The sequence below is a fragment of the Streptomyces rapamycinicus NRRL 5491 genome, assembly GCF_024298965.1.
Classification (GTDB): Bacteria; Actinomycetota; Actinomycetes; order Streptomycetales; family Streptomycetaceae; genus Streptomyces; species Streptomyces rapamycinicus.
This window is the reverse complement of sequence record NZ_CP085193.1, coordinates 10,650,305-10,673,993: the sequence shown is the minus strand read 5'-3', so window position 1 is coordinate 10,673,993 and position 23,689 is coordinate 10,650,305. Positions and strand designations below refer to the sequence as shown.

At 67.8% G+C, this 23,689-nt stretch carries 15 protein-coding genes and 3 rRNA genes; 3 read left to right on the top strand and 15 right to left on the bottom strand.

Annotated elements, in window-relative coordinates:
* Window positions 1-100 precede the first annotated feature (100 nt).
* The 12 genes from LIV37_RS44345 to LIV37_RS44290 all read right to left on the bottom strand — a co-directional run bounded on the left by LIV37_RS44345 (window position 101) and on the right by LIV37_RS44290 (window position 14,467).
* Window positions 101-727 carry a MerR family transcriptional regulator gene (locus LIV37_RS44345; protein WP_020873602.1) on the bottom strand — a complete coding sequence of 209 codons (627 nt, stop codon included), beginning with the start codon at window positions 725-727 and terminating at the stop codon, window positions 101-103.
* A 167-nt stretch (window positions 728-894) separates the two neighbouring features.
* A complete protein-coding gene (locus LIV37_RS44340) occupies window positions 895-1,368 on the bottom strand; it encodes a bifunctional nuclease family protein (protein ID WP_014058684.1) in 474 nt (157 codons plus the stop codon).
* A 52-nt stretch (window positions 1,369-1,420) separates the two neighbouring features.
* On the bottom strand, window positions 1,421-2,176 hold the full coding sequence (gene ftsR, locus LIV37_RS44335) for a transcriptional regulator FtsR (RefSeq protein ID WP_020873601.1): 756 nt from the start codon (window positions 2,174-2,176) through the stop codon (window positions 1,421-1,423).
* A gap of 17 nt (window positions 2,177-2,193) precedes the next feature.
* Window positions 2,194-3,021 (bottom strand): FHA domain-containing protein, encoded by an 828-nt coding sequence (locus LIV37_RS44330; protein ID WP_373920791.1) that lies wholly within the window; start codon window positions 3,019-3,021, stop codon window positions 2,194-2,196.
* Between the two features lie 130 nt (window positions 3,022-3,151).
* Window positions 3,152-4,033, bottom strand: coding sequence for a DUF881 domain-containing protein (locus LIV37_RS44325; protein WP_121826776.1), 882 nt, complete (start codon window positions 4,031-4,033; stop codon window positions 3,152-3,154).
* A gap of 566 nt (window positions 4,034-4,599) precedes the next feature.
* Window positions 4,600-4,932 (bottom strand): small basic family protein, encoded by a 333-nt coding sequence (locus tag LIV37_RS44320; RefSeq protein WP_014058688.1) that lies wholly within the window; start codon window positions 4,930-4,932, stop codon window positions 4,600-4,602.
* On the bottom strand, window positions 4,929-5,855 hold the full coding sequence (locus LIV37_RS44315; protein ID WP_121826644.1) for a DUF881 domain-containing protein: 927 nt from the start codon (window positions 5,853-5,855) through the stop codon (window positions 4,929-4,931). The genes LIV37_RS44320 and LIV37_RS44315 overlap by 4 nt, the downstream gene beginning before the upstream one ends.
* A gap of 116 nt (window positions 5,856-5,971) precedes the next feature.
* Window positions 5,972-8,467 carry a mannose-1-phosphate guanyltransferase gene (locus tag LIV37_RS44310; RefSeq protein ID WP_020873597.1) on the bottom strand — a complete coding sequence of 832 codons (2,496 nt, stop codon included), beginning with the start codon at window positions 8,465-8,467 and terminating at the stop codon, window positions 5,972-5,974.
* Window positions 8,468-8,581: 114 nt separating this feature from the next.
* Window positions 8,582-9,190: a cardiolipin synthase ClsA gene (gene clsA / locus LIV37_RS44305; RefSeq protein ID WP_020873596.1), complete on the bottom strand. Its 609-nt coding sequence runs from the start codon at window positions 9,188-9,190 to the stop codon at window positions 8,582-8,584.
* Window positions 9,191-9,337: 147 nt separating this feature from the next.
* Window positions 9,338-9,454: ribosomal RNA gene (gene rrf / locus LIV37_RS44300) — 5S ribosomal RNA — on the bottom strand.
* 104 nt (window positions 9,455-9,558) lie between these two features.
* Window positions 9,559-12,680: ribosomal RNA gene (locus LIV37_RS44295) — 23S ribosomal RNA — on the bottom strand.
* Between the two features lie 260 nt (window positions 12,681-12,940).
* Window positions 12,941-14,467: ribosomal RNA gene (locus LIV37_RS44290) — 16S ribosomal RNA — on the bottom strand.
* Together the 16S, 23S and 5S rRNA genes form the textbook arrangement of a ribosomal RNA operon.
* 562 nt (window positions 14,468-15,029) lie before the next feature.
* Between LIV37_RS44290 and LIV37_RS44285 the strand changes: the two genes are divergently transcribed.
* Both LIV37_RS44285 and ptsP read left to right on the top strand, forming a co-directional pair.
* Entirely contained in the window at window positions 15,030-15,476 is a 447-nt protein-coding gene (locus tag LIV37_RS44285; RefSeq protein ID WP_020873595.1) for a PTS sugar transporter subunit IIA, read from the top strand.
* Window positions 15,477-15,581: 105 nt separating this feature from the next.
* The gene (ptsP, locus tag LIV37_RS44280; RefSeq protein WP_121823790.1) at window positions 15,582-17,252 is read left to right on the top strand and encodes a phosphoenolpyruvate--protein phosphotransferase; all 1,671 of its coding nucleotides are present in this window, start codon (window positions 15,582-15,584) and stop codon (window positions 17,250-17,252) included.
* 130 nt (window positions 17,253-17,382) lie between these two features.
* Here ptsP and LIV37_RS44275 read toward each other — a convergent pair whose 3' ends face one another.
* Both LIV37_RS44275 and LIV37_RS44270 read right to left on the bottom strand, forming a co-directional pair.
* Window positions 17,383-18,336 (bottom strand): hypothetical protein, encoded by a 954-nt coding sequence (locus LIV37_RS44275; RefSeq protein ID WP_121823791.1) that lies wholly within the window; start codon window positions 18,334-18,336, stop codon window positions 17,383-17,385.
* 22 nt (window positions 18,337-18,358) lie between these two features.
* Window positions 18,359-19,768, bottom strand: coding sequence for an MFS transporter (locus tag LIV37_RS44270; protein WP_020873592.1), 1,410 nt, complete (start codon window positions 19,766-19,768; stop codon window positions 18,359-18,361).
* Between the two features lie 48 nt (window positions 19,769-19,816).
* Between LIV37_RS44270 and LIV37_RS44265 the strand changes: the two genes are divergently transcribed.
* Window positions 19,817-21,181 (top strand): aminotransferase class I/II-fold pyridoxal phosphate-dependent enzyme, encoded by a 1,365-nt coding sequence (locus tag LIV37_RS44265; protein WP_121823792.1) that lies wholly within the window; start codon window positions 19,817-19,819, stop codon window positions 21,179-21,181.
* A gap of 377 nt (window positions 21,182-21,558) precedes the next feature.
* Here LIV37_RS44265 and LIV37_RS44260 read toward each other — a convergent pair whose 3' ends face one another.
* On the bottom strand, window positions 21,559-23,577 hold the full coding sequence (locus LIV37_RS44260) for an acetoacetate--CoA ligase (RefSeq protein ID WP_020873590.1): 2,019 nt from the start codon (window positions 23,575-23,577) through the stop codon (window positions 21,559-21,561).
* Between the last annotated feature and the right edge of the window lie 112 nt (window positions 23,578-23,689).

Here is a 23,689-nt window from a genome sequence, read left to right as displayed (position 1 = left end):
GACAGCCGCACACCACTGACAATGGGGCGGCACAACGGCCGGAGGCGGGCCCGGGGCGCCACTCGGTTCATCACCCGGGCGCCCAGCGGAAGGGCCGGCGCTAACCCGCCCGGTTGCGGCGCGCCGCGAGCTCGTCGGCCGGGTTGTGCCGGACCAGCGTCTCGCCGGTGTCCACCCGCTCGCCGTGCAGCTGGGACAGCGCGCTCTCCACATCCCGCCAGACGACGCCCACGGCGATCCCGAAGACGCCCTGGCCGCCCTGGAGGAGGTCCACGACCTCATCGGGCGAGGTGCACTCGTAGACGGTCGCGCCGTCGCTCATGAGCGTCATCTGGGCCAGGTCGTCGAGCTCCCGGGCACGGAGGTGCACCACCGCCGCCCGGATGTTCTGGAGCGACACACCGGTATCCAGCAGCCGCTTCACGATCTTGAGGACGACCACGTCCCGGAAGCTGTAGAGCCGCTGACTGCCCGAGCCGTAGGCCGGCCGGACGCTCGGCTCCACCAGCCCGGTGCGGGCCCAGTAGTCCAGCTGCCGGTAGGTGATGCCCGCGGCCGCACACGCGGTGGGCCCGCGGTATCCGATCCGCTCCGTCCCCCCCGCGGCGGGCTCGCGCGGCGGTGCGGCCTGTGCCGCGACCCGAGCCTTCAATGCCGGATCGGCCGACGCGCCCCCCTGGAGCGCATACGGACCTCCGGCCGCCGTGCCGTCGCCGGTGCTTCTCACGCCGACCTCCGTCCTCGACCTGCCATCTTGAAGGTAGGCAGTCACCCGGGGTGCGTCAACGATCGCCACACTCGGCACGCCGAGTGATAATCACCCTAAGGGTGGTTTCCCGTGCCCCTCGTCCGGGAAAGGCTACTCGAATGCGCGGGCGAGGACCGGCATACGGTTCACTGGCTGCTGGTTCCGAAGTCCTCGGGCGAGATCTGGTCGAGGAACTCGCGGAACTTCTCCACCTCGTCCTCCTGCTCGTCCGGGATCGCGATACCGGCGTCGTCCAGCACGCCGTCGCTGCCGTAGATCGGCGTTCCGGTGCGCAGCGCGAGCGCTATGGCGTCGGACGGCCGGGCGCTGACCTCCACACCGCTGGCGAAGACCAGCTCCGCGTAGAAGACCCCCTCGCGCAGATCCGTGATCCGGACCTCCGTGAGCTGCTGGCCGACCGCTTCGAGTACGTCCTTGAAAAGATCATGGGTCAGCGGGCGCGCCGGAGCCATGCCCTGCTGAGCGAAGGCGATCGCGGTCGCCTCACCTGGTCCGATCCAGATGGGGAGGTAGCGGTCGCCTCCCACTTCACGCAGGAGCACGATCGGTTGGTTGGAGGGCATTTCCACCCGGACACCCACGACGTCGAGCTCGTTCACACAGCAACCCTAGGACGTGCCCGGCCGGTTTGGATAGTCGGGGCCCGGCCGGTCACTGCCCGTGGACCCTCAGAGCCGACCGCACCAGGGCCGCGTGCAGCCGTACGGAGAGCGTGGCGAGCTCCCGCACACTGGCCTCCGCATGCGCTCTGGTCTGCGGATTTCTATGCAACCGCAGCGGGGCGACCACCTGCTCGACCATTCCGGCCTCGCGCTCGGCGGAGGCTTTCATGATTCGCAGATGACGTGGTTCCAGGCCGAAACGACCGAGTTCGGCGATGAGCCGGGCGACGGTCACCGCCTCGATGTCGTACCCGCCGCCGTCCGCGGTCGGCGCGAGCAGCCCGTACGACTCCCATTCGGCCAGCTCCGCCTCGCTGACCTCGGCCGTTGCCAGCAGCTCGGCACGGCCGACCCGGGCGGCCGTGGGGCCGTCCGAGACCGTGCCGGGGCCGCCGTCGAGCGGCCCGGGCTGCTGCGCTCCCTGCGGAACGGCAGGAAGCTGCAAGGGTTCGCCCCGCTCCAGGGCGTCCAGATGCTCCCGGATGACCTTGAGCGGCAGGTAGTGGTCACGCTGCATCCGGAGGATATGGCCGAGCCGTTCCACATCCTGCTGGCTGAATTTGCGGTAGCCGGACGGCGTCCGCCGCGGCTCCACCAGCCCCTCCGACTCCAAGAAACGGATCTTGGAGATGGTGACCTCGGGGAACTCGTCCCGCAACAGATTCAGCACGGTGCCGATGCTCATCGACCGGCCGCCCGTGGGGGCGGTGCCGGTATCGGCACCGCCCGACGGTGTCTGAAGCATGGACCTCCCCTGACGGGTCAGATGCCGACGCCCCGCTGGCTCGGGTAGAAGACCAGCCGGTACTTACCGATCTGCACCTCGTCCCCACTGGCCAGGACCACCGGCGCGTCGATCTGCTCCCGGTTGACATACGTCCCGTTGAGGCTGCCGACGTCCGAGACGGTGAAGCTGCCGTCCTGGCCGCGTCGGAACTCCACATGGCGGCGGGAGACCGTCACATCGTCCAGGAAGATGTCGCTCTGCGGGTGACGGCCCGCCGTGGTGACATCACTGTCCAGCAGGAAGCGGCTGCCGGAATTCGGCCCGCGGCGGACCACCAGCAGCGCCGACCCCAGGGGCAGCGCCTCGACGGCGGCCTGGGCCTCCGGGCTGAGCGACGGCAGCGGCGTCTGCCCGGTCACCTCGGAGTCGTACGCCTCGAGACCCGAGATCGAAATGGTGGAGGTGGTCTCCGAGGCACGCTCGGAGGGCGCGCCGCCCCGCAGCGGGGCGCCGCAATTGGAGCAGAACCGGCTGGCCTCCGCGTTCCGGTGGCCACACCGCTGACAGACCGGCAAGCCGAACCCTCCACCACTCCGAGAGGCCGATGGGTCCTCGAAACCTATGGGCCCGGCCGCGGAGGGGTCAACAGACGCGCCCTGCCCGCCGACCTGGTCACGGAAGAGCGGGCGCTCCTCGGTCCCCCCTCCGCTCTCCTCCGCGGCACGCGAGGCGCGGTGGCGGGCGGTGCTGCTGCCGCCATCCTGGCGGGCACTCTTACCGAACAACTTCCCGAACAACTTCACGGGCGATTCCCCTTGACTGAAACAGACCCGCCCGTGGGGCAGGACAAACCCTCGATGCACACACCAGACGGTCCGGACATCCTCACAACGTCCGTGACCACCAGACAGTTTCCATCACGCGCGGATCTTCTGGTGCGTTGACCCCCCGCGTCCACATGGTCTCCCCGAGAGACCCTCATTTCGAACCGCCTCACCGTGATGACGACCGAGCGTAGTCAGGCCGCTTCGCCGATCGCAAGGCATCCACAACGATCTTCTTCTCCCGCTGCACGGACACTGTGGCCTGCTCCTTCTCCAGGCTCTGCACCACCCCGCCCGGGATGTTCAGGGCCGGCTCCAGATCCTCCGGCTTGCCGATCACCTTCACAACATACGGTCGCGTCACTTTCCGTCCATCGATCCGGATCGCGCCACCGCTGTCCGAGAAGTAGGTGCCGGCGACCACGCGCACCTTGTCGATCTGGATCGCCTCGGCGCCCGCCGCGCGCAGCTCCTGGACCGTGTCGAGCAGCATGTCCGACTCCACGGAGCCCCGGGAGTCGTCGATGGTGATCGTGATACCAGGACCCTGTGCTGCCACCGTACCCGCGAGCACGCCCAGCTGCTGCTCCTTCTGGAGCGTCTGCTTCCGGGCCTCCTCGGCCTGGTCCGAGCTGTTCTCCAGCTCGGTGCGCTGATTCTCGAGGCGGCGCTTCTCGTCCTGGAGCCGCTGGGTGCGGGAGTCCAGCTCGTCGAGGATCCGGACCAGGTCCTCCTGCCGGGCGCCGCGCAGCACGCTGCTCTCGTTGGTCGAGCGCACCTGGATGGCGAGCCCCAGGCCGAGGCCGAAGAGCAGCAGGGCGACGATCAGCTGGGCGCGGGTGAGGCGCGGCGGCCATACGCCCTTCACCAGCCGCTGGCGGCCGGTCAGGGCGTCCTCCGGCCTCCGCTTGCCGCCGGAGCCCCCGGGGCCGGGGGCGGGGGCCACAGGCTCTCCGGGGCCGCTCCGGGACCCGTCGGCGGGCCTGGGGCCCTCGGCACGCGCCCCGGGCGTGTCCGCCGTGACGGGCCGGCTCTGAGCCTGCGGCGGCAGGGCCTCGGGCAGCACGGCCTTGGGCAGGGGCGTCCTCAGCGCGAGGTCCTTGAAGCCGCCCGGCGGGGGCCCGGCGGGCCTGCCCGGCCGCCCCGCCGGCGCGTCACGGCGCCCGGGCTTCCGGGCGGGCGGCGGAGTGCCCGGGCGCGGCGGCCCGGCCGCCGACGGCCGCTCGGGCTCGGCCCGCTTCGGCTCGGCCAGCCTCGGCTCGGCCCGCTCGCGAGGCTCCCCGGGGCGCGCGGGCCGCTCGGGCGTCTCCGGCCGCCGGGGCGGCTCGGGCGACCGCCGGGGCGGCTCAGTGGCCTTCTCGGGCGTTTCGGCCTTCGCCGCTGGTCCGGCTTCCGGCGACTGCTCGGCCTTCGGCGGCTGCCCGGCCTTCGCGTCCCTCTCGGCCGGAGGCGGCGCGTCGGCCGACTGGTGCGGCGTGCCGGCCGGCTCCTGTCGCGGCGTGTCGGCGGACTGGCCTGGCGTTTCGGCCGGCTGTCGCGGAGTGTCGGCCTGCCGTCGGTTTTCGGCCGATTGTGTGCTCTCGGGCTTCTCCGGGGTGTCGTCGGTCGTCATCGGCCTCACGCCCGGAACACATGGCGGCGGATCGCGGCCGCGTTGGAGAAGATCCGGATACCGAGCACGACGACGACTCCCGTCGACAGCTGGGCACCGACGCCCAGCTTGTCACCGAGGAAGACGATCAGTGCGGCCACCACCACATTGGACAGGAACGATACGACGAAGACCTTGTCGTCGAAGATCCCGTCCAGCATCGCCCGGAAGCCCCCGAAGACCGCGTCGAGTGCCGCCACGACGGCGATCGGCAGATAGGGCTCGACCACCGTCGGCACCACGGGTCGGACCACAAGCCCCACCACGACTCCCACGATGAGCCCCAATACGGCGATCACGATGTGCCCTTCCCTGTGTCGGCGTCACCCTTGCCGGAGCCACCGGCTATCGGTTCCGCGGTGCGTACGATCAGGCTCGGCGCGGCCGGAAGCCGGAGCGAGTCCTGGGCGGAAATGCTCGTACGGATGTCATAGTTCTGCTGCAGCACATGCAGGTACTGTCCGTCCGCACTGTTCTGGAAAGCGGTGCTCAGCCGCTGCCCGTCCCCCACCGCGAGTACCGTATACGGCGGCGCCAGCGGCTTGTTGTCGACCAGTATGGCGTCTCCCGCGGCCCTGATCGCCGAGAGCGCCGTCAGCCGCTGCCCGTTGATCGAGACGGCCTCCGCGCCCGACTCCCACAGGCCGTTGACGACACGCTGCATGTCGTGGTCGCGCACCCGGCCGGTGTCGGAGAAGTCGGCGCTCTCCCGTGGTCCCCCGCCGCTGCTCGCCGCGTCCTTGGCGTCGTCGACCACCAGCTTCACCCCCGGGCCCGTCACCTCGTTGGCCCCCGAGAGCAGCGCCACCAGATCGGCCTTGGCCCCGCCGTCCTTCTCCAGTGCCTGCCGCTGCTTCTCCCCGACCTCGCCCCGGAGCTTGTCCACGTTCCGGGCGAGCTTGTCCGCGTTCGAGTTCCCCGTCTCGATCCGGTCGATCAGCTCTCCCCGCTCCTTGGCCAGCGTCGGCGCCGATATCCGCGCCTCGGCGGCCCCGATGGTGATGACGACCGCGACCAGGACGAGGCCGAAGGCCAGCCCCAATTTGGCCCGCACGGTGCGCGGCAGGCCCGAGCGACCGGTCTCCCCGCGCCGCGCGGCGGCCTCCGCGTAGCCGTCGTCAAGGCTGTGGTCCATCACATTGGTCAGCAGCGACATGGACGCGTCGATGCGCGGGCGCGGGCGCGGCGATGCTGTGCTCCGAACGGGGGGCTGCTGCGACATGCCGCACATCGTCGCACGTGGGGGCCGCCGCCACCGAATGGCCCCTCCGGCGTGCCGGATCCGGGACCTCGGGACGGCGGTCCCACGCGCTTGGACGTGCTACCGCGGCCCCGCGATCAGCGCCCCGCGCTGTCCACGACGCTCGACCACTCGTCCAGCAGGGCCTGCGCGGACGCGTCGTCCGGGCCCTCCGCCCACAGATGGGTGACCGCCTCGGCCGGGTCGGGCAGCACCATGACCCACCGTCCGTCGGTCTCCACGACCCGCACCCCGTCGGTGGTGTCCACGGAACGGTCGCCCGCGGCCTCCACCACATGCCGCATGACCAGGCCCTTGACCGCCCAGGGGGTGGCCAGATCGCGCCGTTGGACGTGCGCCCGCGGAATCCGCGCATCGATCTGACTCAGTGTCAGCTGAGTGCGCGCCACCAGCCCGATCAGCCGGACGAAGGCCGCCGTACCGTCGAAGACGCTGCTGAACTCGGGGATGATGAACCCGCCGCGCCCATCGCCTCCGAAGATGGTGGACTCCGACCGGGCGACCCGGGTCAGATCGTCCGCCGCGGTGGTCGTCCACTCCACCTGTGTGCCGTGGTACGCCGCCACCTGCTCGGCGATACGGGTCGTGGTCACCGGAAGCGCCACCCGCCCGCTCCGCCGCTCCGCGGCCACCAGATCCAGCATCACCAGCAGCGCCCGGTCGTCCTCCACGATCCGGCCGCGCTCGTCGACGAGCGAGAACCGCTCACCGACCGGGTCGAACCGCACTCCGAACGCGGCACGCGCCGAGGCGACGATCTCGCCGAGCCGGGCCAGCCCCGACCGGCGGGCGTCGGCGGTCTCCGTCGGACGCGATTCGTCCAGGCCAGGGTTGATGGTCAGCGCGTCCACCCCGAGTCGGCCCAGCAGGCTGGGCAGCACCAGCCCGGCGCTGCCGTTGGCAGCGTCCACGACGACCTTCAGGCCGGACTCGGCGATGCCGCTGATGTCCACGGCCCGCAGCAGCGAGCCCGTGTACGAGTCGAAGACGCTCGACGGGAAGCTGAGGTCACCGATCTCGCCCGGGAACGCCCTGCGGTACTCCTGGCGGGCGTACACCCGGTCCAGCTTCCGCTGACCGCCCGCGGACAGATCGGCGCCCCGCTCGTCGAAGAACATGATGTCGACCGAGTCGGGCACCCCGGGCGAGGTCCGGATCATGAAGCCGCCGGCGCTGCCGCGCGCGGTCTGCTGCCGGGCCACCGGCAGCGGCACGTTCTCCAGATCCCGTACGTCGATGGCGCTGGTCTGCAGGGCGGAGATCATCGCCCGCTTGAGCGCCCGCGCGCCCCTGGAGTGGTCACGCGCCGTGGTGACCGTGGAGCCCTTCTTGAGCGTCGTGGCGTACGCCCCGGCGAGCCGCACCGCGAGCTCCGGAGTGATCTCCACATTGAGGATGCCGGAGACGCCACGGGCGCCGAACAGATGGGCCTGCCCCCGGGACTCCCAGATCACCGAGGTATTGACGAACGCGCCCGCCTCGATTGTCTTGAACGGATAGACCCGGACATTGCCCTGGACGATCGATTCCTCGCCGATCAGGCACTCATCGCCGATGACGGCCCCGTCCTCGATCCGGGCGGCGCGCATGATGTCGGTGTTCTTGCCGATGACACAGCCGCGCAGATTGCTCTGCTGGCCGACGTACACGTTGTCGTGCACCACCGCCTTGTGGAGGAAGGCGCCGCTCTTCACCACGACATTTGAGCCGACGACGGTGTGCTCACGGATCTCGGCACCGGCCTCCACCTTGGCGTAGTCGCCAATGTAGAGCGGCCCGCGGAGCACGGCCTCCGGATGCACATCCGCCCCTTCGGCGACCCATACACCGGGCGAGATCTCGAATCCGTCGAGCTCGACATCGACCTTGCCCTCGAGAACGTCCGCCTGGGCCTTCACATAGCTCTCATGGGTGCCGACGTCCTCCCAGTAGCCCTCGGCGATATAGCCGAAGATGGGCTTGCCTTCCTTCATCAGCTGGGGGAAGACGTCTCCGGACCAGTCGACCGGGACATCGGGATCGACGTAGTCGAAGACCTCCGGCTCCATGACATAGATGCCGGTGTTGACGGTATCCGAGAAGACCTGACCCCAGGTGGGCTTCTCCAGGAAGCGCTCGACCTTTCCGCCCTCGTCGACGATGGTGATACCGAACTCGAGCGGATTGGGAACGCGGGTCAAGCAGACGGTGACAAGGGCGCCCTTTTCCTTATGGAAATTGATCAGATCCGTGAGGTCGAAATCCGTCAGGGCATCGCCCGAGATCACAAGGAAGGTGTCGTCCTTGAGTGCTTCCTCCGCGTTCTTGACACTTCCGGCGGTGCCGAGTGGCTTCTCCTCATTCGCGTACGTGAGCTCCATGTCGAGCTCCTCGCCGTCACCGAAGTAGTTCTTGACGAGGGAGGCGAGGAACTGGACTGTCACCACGGTCTCGCTGAGACCATGCCGCTTGAGCAGCCGCAGCACATGTTCCATGATCGGCCGGTTGGCCACGGGCAGCAGCGGTTTGGGCATGGTCGAGGTCATCGGGCGCAGACGAGTCCCCTCGCCCCCTGCCATCACGACGGCCTTCATATCGGAAGCGTCCTCCTTGAAGAGACGACGGTCATGCCGACCGCGCACGCCCGATGGCCCTTACACCTGAAGTCGCTACGGGCCCCGGCCTCTATGGACGCCGCTACGGCGAGCTCAGTCGGCCGCGGTGTCCACCCTGACGAGTCGGCGGACCTGAACCACGTAGAGGACTCCTGCCCACCAATAGAGTGTTGTACCCCATCCGGCGAACGCCCATCCGAAAATAGCGGCGGTCGTGTGAAGCCAGCCACTTCCCTCACTCAGAAGGAGCAACGGGAAGGCATACATCAGGTTGAAGGTGGCCGCCTTGCCGAGGAAGTTCACCTGGGGCGGCGGATAGCCATGGCGTCGGAGGATGCCCACCATCACCAGCAGGACCAGCTCTCGCGCGAGAAGGGCCGCGGTGAGCCAGAGGGGCAGGATCTCGCGCCAGGTGAGGCCGACAAGAGTCGACAGTATGTAGAGACGGTCGGCCGCCGGGTCGAGAAGCCGGCCGAGGCTGCTGATCTGGTTCCAGCGGCGGGCCAGCTTCCCGTCGAGATAGTCGCTGATACCACTCAGTGCCAGTACCAGCAGCGCCCAGCCGTCGCTGTTGGGCCCGCCGAACTCGGGCCGGAGGATCAGCCACAGGAAAAGCGGCACGCCAACGAGGCGCGCCGCGCTGAGGATGTTCGGGATGGTGAGCACACGGTCCGTCTGGACGCGTGTCTCCTGTACCTCCACCCGGGAGCCTCCCGTGAGAAACAGGCCGATGATGCTCCATGACTCTACCGGTAGGCCCGCACAGGCCCCGCACCGGGGCGTAGTGGACATGGGCATAAAAAAGACCCCGAGGGGAATGATTTTCCCATCGAGGTCTTTTGAAGAATTGTTCGGCGGCGTCCTACTCTCCCACAGGGTCCCCCCTGCAGTACCATCGGCGCTGAAAGGCTTAGCTTCCGGGTTCGGAATGTAACCGGGCGTTTCCCTAACGCAATGACCACCGAAACACTATGAAACACACCACCGGACCCACCCACACCCAAAAACATAGAAGTATGGGGGTCGGACGGTTCGTTGCTTCAGAACCAACACAGTGGACGCGAGCACCTGAGGACAAGCCCTCGGCCTATTAGTACCAGTCAACTCCACCGGTCACCCGGCTTCCATATCTGGCCTATCAACCCAGTCGTCTACTGGGAGCCTTAACCCATCAAGTGGGTGGGAGCCCTCATCTCGAAGCAGGCTTCCCGCTTAGATGCTTTCAGCGGTTATCCCTCCCGAACGTAGCCAACCAGCCATGCCCTTGGCAGAACAACTGGCACACCAGAGGTTCGTCCGTCCCGGTCCTCTCGTACTAGGGACAGCCCTTCTCAAGACTCCTACGCGCACAGCGGATAGGGACCGAACTGTCTCACGACGTTCTAAACCCAGCTCGCGTACCGCTTTAATGGGCGAACAGCCCAACCCTTGGGACCGACTCCAGCCCCAGGATGCGACGAGCCGACATCGAGGTGCCAAACCATCCCGTCGATATGGACTCTTGGGGAAGATCAGCCTGTTATCCCCGGGGTACCTTTTATCCGTTGAGCGACGGCGCTTCCACAAGCCACCGCCGGATCACTAGTCCCGACTTTCGTCCCTGCTCGACCCGTCGGTCTCACAGTCAAGCTCCCTTGTGCACTTACACTCAACACCTGATTGCCAACCAGGCTGAGGGAACCTTTGGGCGCCTCCGTTACCCTTTAGGAGGCAACCGCCCCAGTTAAACTACCCACCAGACACTGTCCCTGATCCGGATCACGGACCCAGGTTAGACATCCAGCACGACCAGAGTGGTATTTCAACAATGACTCCCCCTGAACTGGCGTCCAGAGTTCACAGTCTCCCACCTATCCTACACAAGCCGAACCGAACACCAATATCAAGCTATAGTAAAGGTCCCGGGGTCTTTCCGTCCTGCTGCGCGAAACGAGCATCTTTACTCGTAATGCAATTTCACCGGGCCTATGGTTGAGACAGTCGAGAAGTCGTTACGCCATTCGTGCAGGTCGGAACTTACCCGACAAGGAATTTCGCTACCTTAGGATGGTTATAGTTACCACCGCCGTTTACTGGCGCTTAAGTTCTCAGCCTCGCCGACCCGAAAGTCGACTAACCGGTCCCCTTAACGTTCCAGCACCGGGCAGGCGTCAGTCCGTATACATCGCCTTACGGCTTCGCACGGACCTGTGTTTTTAGTAAACAGTCGCTTCTCGCTGGTCTCTGCGGCCACCACCAGCTCAAGGAGAAAATCCCATCACCAGCAATGGCCCCCCTTCTCCCGAAGTTACGGGGGCATTTTGCCGAGTTCCTTAACCATAGTTCACCCGAACGCCTCGGTATTCTCTACCTGACCACCTGAGTCGGTTTAGGGTACGGGCCGCCATGAAACTCGCTAGAGGCTTTTCTCGACAGCATAGGATCATCCACTTCACCACAATCGGCTCGGCATCAGGTCTCACCCACATGAGAGACGGATTTACCTACCCCTCGGGCTACACCCTTACCCCGGGACAACCACCGCCCGGGCTGGACTACCTTCCTGCGTCACCCCATCACTTACCTACTACCACCTTGGATCAGCGGCTCCACCACTCCCCTCAACTCCGAAGAGATCAGGGCGGCTTCACGGCCTTAGCATCAGAGGATTCGATACTGGGCGTTTCAAAGCGGGTACCGGAATATCAACCGGTTGTCCATCGACTACGCCTGTCGGCCTCGCCTTAGGTCCCGACTTACCCTGGGCAGATCAGCTTGACCCAGGAACCCTTAGTCAATCGGCGCACACGTTTCCCACGTGTGTATCGCTACTCATGCCTGCATTCTCACTCGTGAACCATCCACAACTCGCTTACACGGCTGCTTCACTCGGCACACGACGCTCCCCTACCCATCACAGCCCCCGTTAGGGGTACATGCTGCAATGACACGACTTCGGCGGTACGCTTGAGCCCCGCTACATTGTCGGCGCGGAATCACTTGACCAGTGAGCTATTACGCACTCTTTCAAGGATGGCTGCTTCTAAGCCAACCTCCTGGTTGTCTCTGCGACTCCACATCCTTTCCCACTTAGCGTACGCTTAGGGGCCTTAGTCGATGCTCTGGGCTGTTTCCCTCTCGACCATGGAGCTTATCCCCCACAGTCTCACTGCCGCGCTCTCACTTACCGGCATTCGGAGTTTGGCTAAGGTCAGTAACCCGGTAGGGCCCATCGCCTATCCAGTGCTCTACCTCCGGCAAGAAACACACGACGCTGCACCTAAATGCATTTCGGGGAGAACCAGCTATCACGGAGTTTGATTGGCCTTTCACCCCTAACCACAGGTCATCCCCCAGGTTTTCAACCCTGGTGGGTTCGGTCCTCCACGAAGTCTTACCTCCGCTTCAACCTGCCCATGGCTAGATCACTCCGCTTCGGGTCTTGAGCGCGCTACTGAATCGCCCTATTCGGACTCGCTTTCGCTACGGCTCCCCCACACGGGTTAACCTCGCAACACACCGCAAACTCGCAGGCTCATTCTTCAAAAGGCACGCAGTCACGACCGTGCTCCGAAGAACACGGCGACGCTCCCACGGCTTGTAGGCACACGGTTTCAGGTACTATTTCACTCCGCTCCCGCGGTACTTTTCACCATTCCCTCACGGTACTATCCGCTATCGGTCACCAGGGAATATTTAGGCTTAGCGGGTGGTCCCGCCAGATTCACACGGGATTTCTCGGGCCCCGTGCTACTTGGGTATCGCACAAGCAAGTTGCTGACATTTCAGCTACGGGGGTCTTACCCTCTACGCCGGGCCTTTCGCATGCCCTTCGCCTACATCAACAATTTCTGACTCACCCAGCCGCCGGCAGACGACTGAAGTACGAACCCACAACCCCGTACGCGCAACCCCTGCCGGGTATCACACACATACGGTTTAGCCTCATCCAGTTTCGCTCGCCACTACTCCCGGAATCACGGTTGTTTTCTCTTCCTGCGGGTACTGAGATGTTTCACTTCCCCGCGTTCCCTCCACATACCCTATGTGTTCAGGTATGGGTGACAGCCCATGACGACTGCCGGGTTTCCCCATTCGGACACCCCCGGATCAAAGCTCGGTTGACAGCTCCCCGGGGCCTATCGCGGCCTCCCACGTCCTTCATCGGTTCCTGGTGCCAAGGCATCCACCGTGCGCCCTTAAAAACTTGGCCACAGATGCTCGCGTCCACTGTGCAGTTCTCAAGCAACGACCAGTCATCCACCACCTACATGGACTCCGGCCTGTCGAGGGGATTCATTCCCTCAGACACCCAACAGCGTGCCCGACCCGGTCTCCGATCCGATCCGCGTTCCACACCCCAAGAGGGCAGTACTAGCAGCCGTCACACGAAGAACCGTGCCGAATAGTCAACGTTCCACCCATGAGCAACCGTGCAGGACATCTGCCCACAGTCGGCTATGTGCTCCTTAGAAAGGAGGTGATCCAGCCGCACCTTCCGGTACGGCTACCTTGTTACGACTTCGTCCCAATCGCCAGTCCCACCTTCGACAGCTCCCTCCACAAGGGTTGGGCCACCGGCTTCGGGTGTTACCGACTTTCGTGACGTGACGGGCGGTGTGTACAAGGCCCGGGAACGTATTCACCGCAGCAATGCTGATCTGCGATTACTAGCGACTCCGACTTCATGGGGTCGAGTTGCAGACCCCAATCCGAACTGAGACCGGCTTTTTGAGATTCGCTCCACCTCACGGCTTCGCAGCTCATTGTACCGGCCATTGTAGCACGTGTGCAGCCCAAGACATAAGGGGCATGATGACTTGACGTCGTCCCCACCTTCCTCCGAGTTGACCCCGGCAGTCTCCTGTGAGTCCCCATCACCCCGAAAGGCATGCTGGCAACACAGAACAAGGGTTGCGCTCGTTGCGGGACTTAACCCAACATCTCACGACACGAGCTGACGACAGCCATGCACCACCTGTACACCGACCACAAGGGGGCACCCATCTCTGGATGTTTCCGATGTATGTCAAGCCTTGGTAAGGTTCTTCGCGTTGCGTCGAATTAAGCCACATGCTCCGCCGCTTGTGCGGGCCCCCGTCAATTCCTTTGAGTTTTAGCCTTGCGGCCGTACTCCCCAGGCGGGGAACTTAATGCGTTAGCTGCGGCGCGGACAACGTGGAATGTCGCCCACACCTAGTTCCCAACGTTTACGGCGTGGACTACCAGGGTATCTAATCCTGTTCGCTCCCCACGCTTTCGCTCCTCAGCGTCAGTATCGGCCCAGAGATCCGCCTTCGCCACCGGTGTTCCTCCTGATATCTGCGCATTTCACCGCTACACCAGGAATTCCGATCTCCCCTACCGAACTCTAGCCTGCCCGTATCGAATGCAGACCCGGGGTTAAGCCCCGGGCTTTCACATCCGACGCGACAAGCCGCCTACGAGCTCTTTACGCCCAATAATTCCGGACAACGCTTGCGCCCTACGTATTACCGCGGCTGCTGGCACGTAGTTAGCCGGCGCTTCTTCTGCAGGTACCGTCACTTGCGCTTCTTCCCTGCTGAAAGAGGTTTACAACCCGAAGGCCGTCATCCCTCACGCGGCGTCGCTGCATCAGGCTTCCGCCCATTGTGCAATATTCCCCACTGCTGCCTCCCGTAGGAGTCTGGGCCGTGTCTCAGTCCCAGTGTGGCCGGTCGCCCTCTCAGGCCGGCTACCCGTCGTCGCCTTGGTAGGCCATCACCCCACCAACAAGCTGATAGGCCGCGGGCTCATCCTGCACCGCCGGAGCTTTCCACCACCAGACCATGCGGTCGGTAGTCATATCCGGTATTAGACCCCGTTTCCAGGGCTTGTCCCAGAGTGCAGGGCAGATTGCCCACGTGTTACTCACCCGTTCGCCACTAATCCCCGGCCGAAACCGGTTCATCGTTCGACTTGCATGTGTTAAGCACGCCGCCAGCGTTCGTCCTGAGCCAGGATCAAACTCTCCGTGAATGCTTCCGGGCTATCCCGGCAACACATCACGAGAGCGGAACCACCGGAGGAATAATCCGATGGTTCACAACGTCCTCGCTGTGTTCTTCTTCAAAGGAACCTCGTCCAACAATGGACGGGGTATCAACATATCTGGCGTTGACTTTTAGCACGCTGTTGAGTTCTCAAGGAACGGACGCTTCCTTCGAAACCGTTTCACCGGCTTCTCCGGGCGCTTCCCTTCGGTGTTTCACACGCTATCAGACTATTTCCGGCTCTCCGTACCCGTGTCTCTCGCAAGGCATGCGAAAGCGGATCCGAGATTTGGATCAAGTAACTGATGACGCCGCCCTGAACCTCGATGTGCACGCAGATGTTCGCAGTGCTTCATCCGGTGGGCAGGGATACGACAGTACAGCGCCCCGCGCGGCCGTGGCAAATCGATTCCTGGCCCGGGCACCCCCTCCTGCCTGCGCCACGTGTGCGGAATCCGTAGTTCCTATGACTTACTCTTCTGGGCAGTGCGCTGTCCGGGACAGGTGGTGACGGCGCGTGATGAATCTTCACCCCCCGGGAGGCTCCCATGACCAGCGTGACCTCACCGGTCACCGGCCGCGTGATCGGACTTGAAGCGGTACCCGATCCGGTGTTCTCCGGCGCCATGGTCGGTCCGGGTACGGCGATCGACCCAGTCCTCGAGCCCTTCGTGGCCGTGGCCCCGGTCGACGGCATCGTCGTCTCCCTGCACCCGCACGCGTTCGTCGTCGTGGACGGGGAGGGGCACGGTGTGCTCACCCACCTCGGCATCGACACCGTGCAGCTGAACGGTGAGGGATTCGAGGTCCTCATCAACAAGGGGGACACCGTCAAGCGCGGTGACGCGATCGTGCGCTGGGACCCGGCCACCGCCGTGGCCGCGGGCAAGTCGTCGATCTGCCCGATCGTGGCGCTCGAGGCCACGGCCGATGCCCTGTCCGACGTCAAGGAGGACGTCGATGTGAAGACGGGCGACACACTCTTCAACTGGTGAGCCGGGCGTACGCCCGGCGGCCGATGGGGACCGGGCCGGGCGGCGCACTGCGGGTACGACATCCACCATGGCGGGGTTCCGCCGTATCGACCGGGGACGGGTGACATGGAGACAACGCTGCGAGGCGTCGGCGTGAGCCACGGGGTGGCCATCGGCGAGGTGCGCCATATGGGGACGGCGGTCCTGGAGCCGCCGGCTAAGCAGATTCCGGCCGATGAGGCGCCGCGTGAGCAGGGGCGGGCGCGTCAGGCGGTGGAGGCCGTGGCGGCCGACCTGGTCGCGCGCGGCAATCTGGCGGGCGGCGAGGCCCAGGCCGTGCTCGAGGCCCAGGCCATGATGGCGCAGGACCCGGAGCTGATCGCCGATGTCGAGCGGCGCATCGCCGTGGGCAGCACCGCCGAGCGCGCGGTGTACGACGCCTTCGCCGCCTATCGGGCGCTGCTCGCCGGGGCCGGTGACTATCTGGCGGGCCGGGTGGCCGACCTCGACGATGTGCGGAACCGGATCGTGGCGCGGCTGCTGGGTGTGCCGATGCCTGGTGTGCCGGACAGCGATGAGCCGTATGTGCTGATCGCGCGAGACCTCGCCCCCGCCGACACCGCGCTGCTCGACCCGACGCTGGTGCTGGGGTTCGTGACCGAGGAGGGCGGGCCGACCAGCCACAGCGCGATCCTCGCCCGTGCCCTGGGGGTGCCGGCTGTGGTCGCGCTGCCCGGTGCCGGGGACCTGGTCGAGGGAACCCTGATCGCCGTCGACGGCAGCACCGGTGAGATCTTCGTTTCCCCGAGCGAGGAGAAGCGGGCCGAGTTGACGCGTGCCGCCGAGGAGCGCCGGGCCGCGCTGGCCGCCGCCTCCGGTCCGGGTGCGACGTCGGACGGGCACAAGGTGCCGCTGCTGGCGAACGTCGGCGGACCGGCCGATGTGCCGGCGGCGGTCGAGGCGGGCGCCGAGGGGGTGGGGCTGTTCCGCACCGAGTTCCTCTTCCTCGACGACAGCAGTCAGGCGCCGTCGGAGGAGAAGCAGGTCGATGCGTACCGGCAGGTGCTGGAGGCGTTCCCCGAGGGCCGGGTCGTGGTCCGGGTCCTGGACGCGGGCGCGGACAAGCCGCTGGACTTCCTCACCCCGGCCGATGAGCCCAACCCGGCGCTGGGTGTGCGCGGTCTGCGCACCCTGCTGGACCACCCCGAGGTGCTGCGGACGCAGCTCACGGCGCTGGCCAAGGCGTCGGAGGGGCTGCCGGTCTATCTCGAGGTGATGGCCCCGATGGTGGCCGACCGGCTGGACGCCAAGGCGTTCGCCGACGCGTGCCGTGAGGCGGGGCTGCGGGCCAAGTTCGGCGCGATGGTGGAGATTCCGTCCGCCGCGCTGCGGGCGCGCTCGATCCTCCAGGAGGTCGAGTTCCTGTCACTGGGCACCAACGACCTGGCGCAGTACACCTTCGCGGCCGACCGTCAGGTCGGTGCCGTGTCGCGGCTCCAGGACCCGTGGCAGCCCGCGCTGCTCGACCTGGTGGCGGCGTCGGCGGAGGCCGCGCAGGCCGAGGGCAAGAGCTGTGGTGTCTGCGGTGAGGCCGCCTCCGATCCCCTGCTGGCGTGCGTGCTGGCCGGTCTGGGTGTCACCAGCCTCTCCATGGGTGCGGCCTCCATTCCGTATGTGCGCGCGACGCTGGCCAAGCACACGCTGGCGCAGTGCGAGCGGGCCGCCTCCGCCGCGCGCGCGGCGGACACCGCGGAGGATGCCCGCCGGGCGGCGCAGGCGGTGCTGTCCGGCGAATGAGCCGGTGAGTTGTGTGCTGTGTGCTGTGTGCTGTGTGCTGTGAGATGTGTGCGCTGTGATCCGCAAGCTTTGAGCTGTGGGTTTTGAGCTGTGCATGAAGGCGTCCCGTCGGGTGGCGGGACGCCTTCGGTCATTCCGGGCGGCTGAGCGGGATGCCCGCCCGGTATTCGACGCCATGCTCCGGAGGGATGGGTTCACCGGTCTCGGCGTCGGTGCAGTACGCGGTGAACACCTCCGCCTCGCTCAGCGGGCGCAGCCAGCCGTCCTGCAGCGCCCAGCCACGGACCGTCTCCGGGGAGTCCGCCACGATGGTGCGCAGCACCAGGCCGCCGGGGCTACGCAGGGCGAAACCGCAGGCCAGGACGGTGCGGAAGATCAGCCCCGAGGGCTCGGCCAGCTTCGGCGGGCCCGCTTCCCGTGCGTCGGCGTGGAGCACGGCGACCAGTGAGGTGCCATCGGCCGGGACGCTGCAGACCAGATGGTGGACGCCCGGCCCGACCGCCTCGACAACCGCGCGCAGCGCGGCCCCGGCGCGGTCGAACGCGGCGCGGGCGGTGGTGTCGTCGCGGCACTCCCCGTGGTGGCCGGCGCGGGAGAGCAGCGCCGTGGCGTACTCCCAGGTGGCCTGCTCCTCGGCCACGCCGATGAGCCGTGGCACCAGGCGGGCGATCGGCTGGCCCTCGTAGGTGACGGTGCCGCCCGCGACGGCCAGCTCGGCCGTATAGCGCGTGCGGCTCGCGGCGGCGTCCGGGTCGAGCCGGGTGTCCGCGCAGAACTCCTCGTAGGCGACGGGATCGAAGAGGGCGACGGTGGTGTGGACGCCCTTGGCGGCGAGCGCCTTCAGCAGCCCCTCCATCTCCCGTAGATACGCTCCGTGGTCATCGAAGGCGAACGACGCGTAGTGCCGCATGGCGGCGAAGTCCCGCTCGTCGGCGAGCAGGGCCACGGTGCTGGGCACCTCTCTGCGGAGGGCGCGCCGGGTGGTCTGCCTCCTCGTACCCTGCCGTGTGCGCGGCTTCTGTGTCTTCGGCTTCCTGTGCCCGCCCGGGCGGTTCCGGTGGCTCCTGCGTCCGGTGTGCGCCATGACTCCCCCTCAGCGCGGATGTTCAGTGCTCACTCACCGTAACCGGGACCACTGACAACGCTCCGTCACCACGGTCCCGTACCAGGTGGCGCTGGGCGCCGCACACCGCGGCGAGCCCCGCGCCGAGGCCGAGCCAGCCGAGGGGGCCCGCCGCGATCGCCGCCGTCACCGCGAGGGGTCCCGCGCTGCGCTGGACGGCCTGGGCCAGACCGTGCACGCCGAGGTAGGCGCCCTGTGCGGTGGGCGGGGCGAGGACCACGGACAGCTCCCAGGAGATCGTGGCGTGCAGCATCTCCGCCACGGTGAAGGCGGTGGCGGCCAGCACCAGCGTGACGGCCGCGAACCAGGGCGCGCCGACGGTCGAGGCGGCCAGCGCGGCCCCGCCGGCGAGGAAGGCACCGGCCAGTGGCCACAGCGAGGTGCGTGCGGTGTGCGAGGTGGCGCCGAAGCGGGCGAGCGGGACCTGGAAGAGCACCACAAGCAGGTTGTTGAGGACGAGCAGCAGGGGGACGAGTTGATGCGGTGTGCTGGTGGCCGTCACGGCCCACAGCGGCAGGCCGACCTTGAAGACCGAGTCGTCGAGGAAGAGGACGGCCTCGCTGGCGGTGTAGGCGAGATAGCGGCGGTCGCGCCAGGGGTTGGGGGCGGTGGTCTTCTCTGATACGGATGCGGATGCGGGTTCGGGTTCGGGTTCGGCGGGGGCGGGTGCGCATTCCGCGGGGGTTGATTCGCCGGGTTCCGCGGAAGCGGATGCGGATGCGGATGTGGATGCGGATGCGGATGCGGATGCGGATGCGGATGTGGATGCGGATTTTGCCGCGATTCGGGAGGCCGAGGGCGGTTCGGCGCAGCCGAGCGTGAACAACGCGGAGGCGACGAAGGAGAGCGCGTCACCGATCAGCAGCCAGCGGTAGACGGTGACCGTGCCGCCGGTGAGCGCCGCGGCCGCCGCGAGGCCGCCGACGGCCCAGCCGACGTTCATGGCGGTGCGGCTGATGGCCTGGTAGCGGACGCGCTCGGAGCCCGCGACCCGGGTGGCGTACAGCTTCGTCAGGACGGCGGCCCCGCGGTCGCCGAGGCTGCCCACCGAGGCGATGGCGAGCAGAAGCCGGAGGTCGGTGGTGGTGAGGAGGGCCAATGAGGCGGCGGCGCGCACCAGTTGGACGGAGATCAGGAGCGGGCGCAGCCGGACGCGGTCGGCGAGGAGGCCGCCCAGGGGCGGGCCCGCGATGCCGATGGCTCCGGATACCGCGAGCAGTACGCCGATTTCGGCGGTGCTCAGCCCGGCGGCGAAGGTGAAGTAGAGCGTCGCGGTCGCGCCCCACAGGCCGGAGCCTATCCGGTCGACGAAGGTGACGATCAGCATGCGTCGGCCGTCCCGGCCGCCGGGGATGCGGTCGCTGAGCGCGGTGCGGCGCGTTGGCTTGCCCACCCTGGTCCCCCTTGACATTCTCTTTTGTATTGATACAGAGTGCTTTCTGTGGCGACACAATATGAGATCACCGGTGCGTCGGCCAAGGGAATTGCCGCATCCGTCGAACAGGGCGTGGTGGAAGGGGCGCTGGCGCCCGGTACCGCGCTGCCTCCGGTGCGCCGGCTGGCGGAGCGGCTGGGCATCAGTCCCGGCACCGTCGCGACCGCCTACAAGGAGCTGCGGCGGCGCGGGATCGTGGTGACCCAGGGACGGGGCGGCACGGTGGTCGCGCCGATGCCCGCCGTCGCCTCGCGTCGCCCGCCGCCGGTGCCGGAGGGGGTGCGCGATCTGGCGGGCGGTCACCCCGATCCCGCCTTCCTGCCCGCTCTGCTGCCGACCGCCCGGCTCTCCCCCGGAGTGCGGTCGCACCGCGCCCAGCCCCGGCTGGCCGGTTTGGAGGAGCTGACCCGCGCCTGGTACGAGCGCGACGGCGTGCCCGCCGAGCACCTGACCTTCGCCCATGGCGCACTGGACTGCGTGGCCCGGCTGCTGTCCGTCGAGCTCAGGCCGGGCGACGCGGTGGCGATGGAAGACCCCGGCTACCACCATCTGCTGGACCTCGTCCCGGCGCTGGGGCTGCGGACCGTGCCGGTGGCCGTGGACGACGAGGGGATCCGGCCGGACGCGCTGCGGACCGCGCTGCGGGCCGGGGCGCGTGCGCTGATCTGCAGCCCGCGTGGGCAGAACCCTTACGGTGGCTGGTTCTCGGCGGGACGCCGGGATGCGCTGTTGGGGGTTTTGGGTGAGGCGCCGGGTGAGGTGCTGGTGATCGAGGATGATCATGCGGCGGATGTGGCGGGGGTGCCGTTGTACAGCCTGGCTGGGGGGGGGGGGGGGGGGGGTGGCTCGGTCAGCGCGGGTGGCGAGGCCGGTCCGGCGCGGTGGGCGCATGTGCGTACCGTCTCCAAGCACCTGGGGACCGACCTGCGGTGGGGCGCGCTCGCCTGCGACCGTACGACGCTGGCGCGCCATGACGGCCGGATGCTGCTGACCTCCGGCTGGGTCAGCCATGTGCTGCAGGAGACGGTCACCCGGCTGATGACCGACCCGGAGACCCAGGCCCTGGTGGCCGCGGCCCGGTCCGCCTACGCCCGGCGGCGTGAGGCGCTGCTGGCCGCGCTCTCGGCCCGGGGGATCGCCGCGCACGGGGCGAGCGGGATGAATGTGTGGGTGCCGGTGCGGGACGAGGCGGCGGTGGTCAACGGGTTGCGGACGCGGGGGTGGTGGGTGGCGGCCGGTGCGAGGTTTCGGCTGGCTGCCGGGGCGGGGGTGCGGATTACGACGGCGGGGTTGGGGGAGGCGGATGCGGGGGTGTTGGCGGGGGATGTGGCGGGGGTGTTGGGGGAGGCGCAGGCGACGTATGGGGGGTAGGCGGGGGTTCTTCCCCACCTCGCCCCTTCCCGAACCGGGGCGCGGCCCCGGCCCCCGCCGGGGCTCCGCCCCAGACCCCGTTTCGGGGGCTCCGCCCCTGGACCCCGCTCCTCAAACGCCGGAGGGGCTGGATGTGCGGCTCCGCCCTGGGCCCCCAAGCCCCGGAGTGCGGCTCCACCAGAGCTCCTTCGAACGCCGGAGGGAGCCAGAGGGAGCCGAGGGGTCAGAGGAGACTGGGGGCCAGAGGGGACCGGGGCCGGAAGGGGCCGGGGGCGAGAGGGAACCGGGGGGCCGGAAGGAGCCGGCGGGCCAGAGGGGACCGAGGGCCCGGAGGGGCCCGTATCGGGCGAGGGGCCCGTATCGGGCGGACTCAAGGCTTACGCGCCCGCCTGGCGCCTCCCCTGGGCCAAGCGCTCGTAGTACCGCAGCAGTTCCACATCGTCCACCGAGCCCGGGTTGACCGCCTTGTCGAGGGACGTGCCCTGGAGGAGGCGCTTGACCGGGACCTCGATGCGTTTGCCGGTGAGGGTGTGGGGGACGCCGGGGACCTCGATGACCTCGTCGGGGACGTGGCGGGGGGAGAGTTGGGTGCGGATGGTGGTTTTGATGCGGGTCAGGAGTTCCTCGTTCAGGGTGGCGCCGGGGGCCAGGTGGACGAAGAGGGGCATCCAGTAGCCGCCGTCGGGTTGTTCGACGCCGATGACGAGGGATTCGCGGATCTCGGGGAGGCGTTCCACCGCCTCGTAGATGTCGGCGGAGCCCATCCGGACGCCCTGGCGGTTGAGAGTGGAGTCGGAGCGGCCGTGGATGATCACGGTGCCTCGGGAGGTCAGGGTGATCCAGTCGCCGTGGCGCCAGGCGCCGGGGAACATCTCGAAGTAGCTGTCGCGGTAGCGGATGCCGTCGGGGTCGTTCCAGAAGCGGACCGGCATCGACGGCATGGGCCGGGCCACGATCAGCTCGCCGACCTCGTCGACCACCGGTTCGCCCTGTGGGTCCCACGCCTGGAGGTCGGTGCCCAGGCCTGGGGCCTGGAGTTCGCCGATGTAGACGGGGAGGGTGGGCACGGCGCCCGCGAAGCAGCTGCAGACGTCTGTGCCGCCGCTGACGGAGGCGATCCACATGTCCTCGGCCACCTCGTCGTGGATCCACCGGAAGCCGTCCGGCGGCAGGGGGGAGCCAGTGGTGGCGACGCATTTCACGGCGGAGAGGTCGAAGTCGCGGCCCGGGTGGACATCCGCCTTGCGGCAGGCCATGACGTATGCGGCGGAGGTGCCGTAGAGCGTGGTGCCGGTGCGTTCGGCGACGCGCCACTGGGCGGCGGTGTCCGGGTGGCCGGGGCTGCCGTCGTAGAGGACGACGGTGGCGCCCACCAGCAGCCCGGACACCAGGAAGTTCCACATCATCCAGCCGGTGGAGGTGTACCAGAAGAAGCGGTCGTCGGGGCCGATGTCGCAGTGGAGGCCGAGCTGCTTGAGGTGTTCGAGCAGGATGCCGCCCTGGGACTGGACGATCGCCTTGGGCAGGCCGGTGGTGCCGGAGGAGTAGAGCACCCACAGGGGGTGGTCGAAGGGGAGCTGTTCGAAGACCGGCTCCGCCGGTTCGCGGACGATGTCGTCCCACACCAGCGTGGACTCGGGGGCGGGGGTGCCCAGCAGCGGGATGTGCACGACGGCGCGCAGGCTGGGCAGCTCGGCGCGCAGCTCGGTCACGGTCGCCGTGCGGTCGTGGGTCTTTCCGCCGTAGCGGTAGCCGTCGACGGTGAAGAGCACCACCGGTTCGACCTGCTGGAAGCGGTCCAGGACGCTGCGGGCGCCGAAGTCGGGGGCGCAGGAGGTCCATACGGCGCCGACCGCGGCGGCGGCCAGGAGGGCCACGGTGGCCTGGGGGATGTTGGGGACGTAGCCGCTGACCCGGTCGCCCGGGCGGACGCCGAGGCGGCGCAGCTCGGCGGCGACCGCGCCGACCTGGCCGCGCAGCTCGGCCCAGCTCACCGGGCGCGGGTCCTGGACCTCGTCGACGTGGAGCAGCGCGGGGTCGTCGGCGCGGGCGGGGTCCTCGGCGGCGCGCAGGGCGTGCTCGGCGTAGTTGAGGGTGGCTCCGGGGAACCAGCGGGCGCCGGGCATGGTGGCGTCGGCGAGCACCCGCTCGTACGGGGTGGTGAAGCGCACCTCGAACCATTCGGCGACCGCCCGCCAGAAGGTCTCCAGCTCCGTCACCGACCAGCGGTGCAGCGCGGCGTAGCTCGCGGTCGGGTCGTCGGGGCCGGGCGCGGGGGCACCGTGACGCTCGGCCGCCCAGGCGTGGAAGGCGGTCAGCCGGGACCGGGCGATCCGGTCCGCGCCGGGCTGCCACAGGGGGTGCGGCCGGTGGTCGGAGTGGGCTGCGGTGGTCATGGGTGTCGGCTCCCGGGCTGTCCGCGTCGGATGTGTCCGTGAGTGGCACATCCGCCTCGTATGCGTCCGGTCAGGACGATGCCATGTGATCGACTCCCGCACCAGGGGCGCC

Excerpts from the sequence above, each read along its gene's own strand:
- LIV37_RS44285 (WP_020873595.1), top strand. The coding sequence starts at position 15,030 with ATGACCAGCGTGACCTCACCGGTCACCGGCCGCGTGATCGGACTTGAA.
- ptsP (WP_121823790.1), top strand. The coding sequence starts at position 15,582 with ATGGAGACAACGCTGCGAGGCGTCGGCGTGAGCCACGGGGTGGCCATC.
- LIV37_RS44315 (WP_121826644.1), bottom strand. The coding sequence starts at position 5,855 with ATGTCGCAGCAGCCCCCCGTTCGGAGCACAGCATCGCCGCGCCCGCGC.
- LIV37_RS44275 (WP_121823791.1), bottom strand. The coding sequence starts at position 18,336 with ATGGCGCACACCGGACGCAGGAGCCACCGGAACCGCCCGGGCGGGCAC.
- LIV37_RS44260 (WP_020873590.1), bottom strand. The coding sequence starts at position 23,577 with ATGACCACCGCAGCCCACTCCGACCACCGGCCGCACCCCCTGTGGCAG.
- LIV37_RS44310 (WP_020873597.1), bottom strand. The coding sequence starts at position 8,467 with ATGAAGGCCGTCGTGATGGCAGGGGGCGAGGGGACTCGTCTGCGCCCG.
- ftsR (WP_020873601.1), bottom strand. The coding sequence starts at position 2,176 with ATGCTTCAGACACCGTCGGGCGGTGCCGATACCGGCACCGCCCCCACG.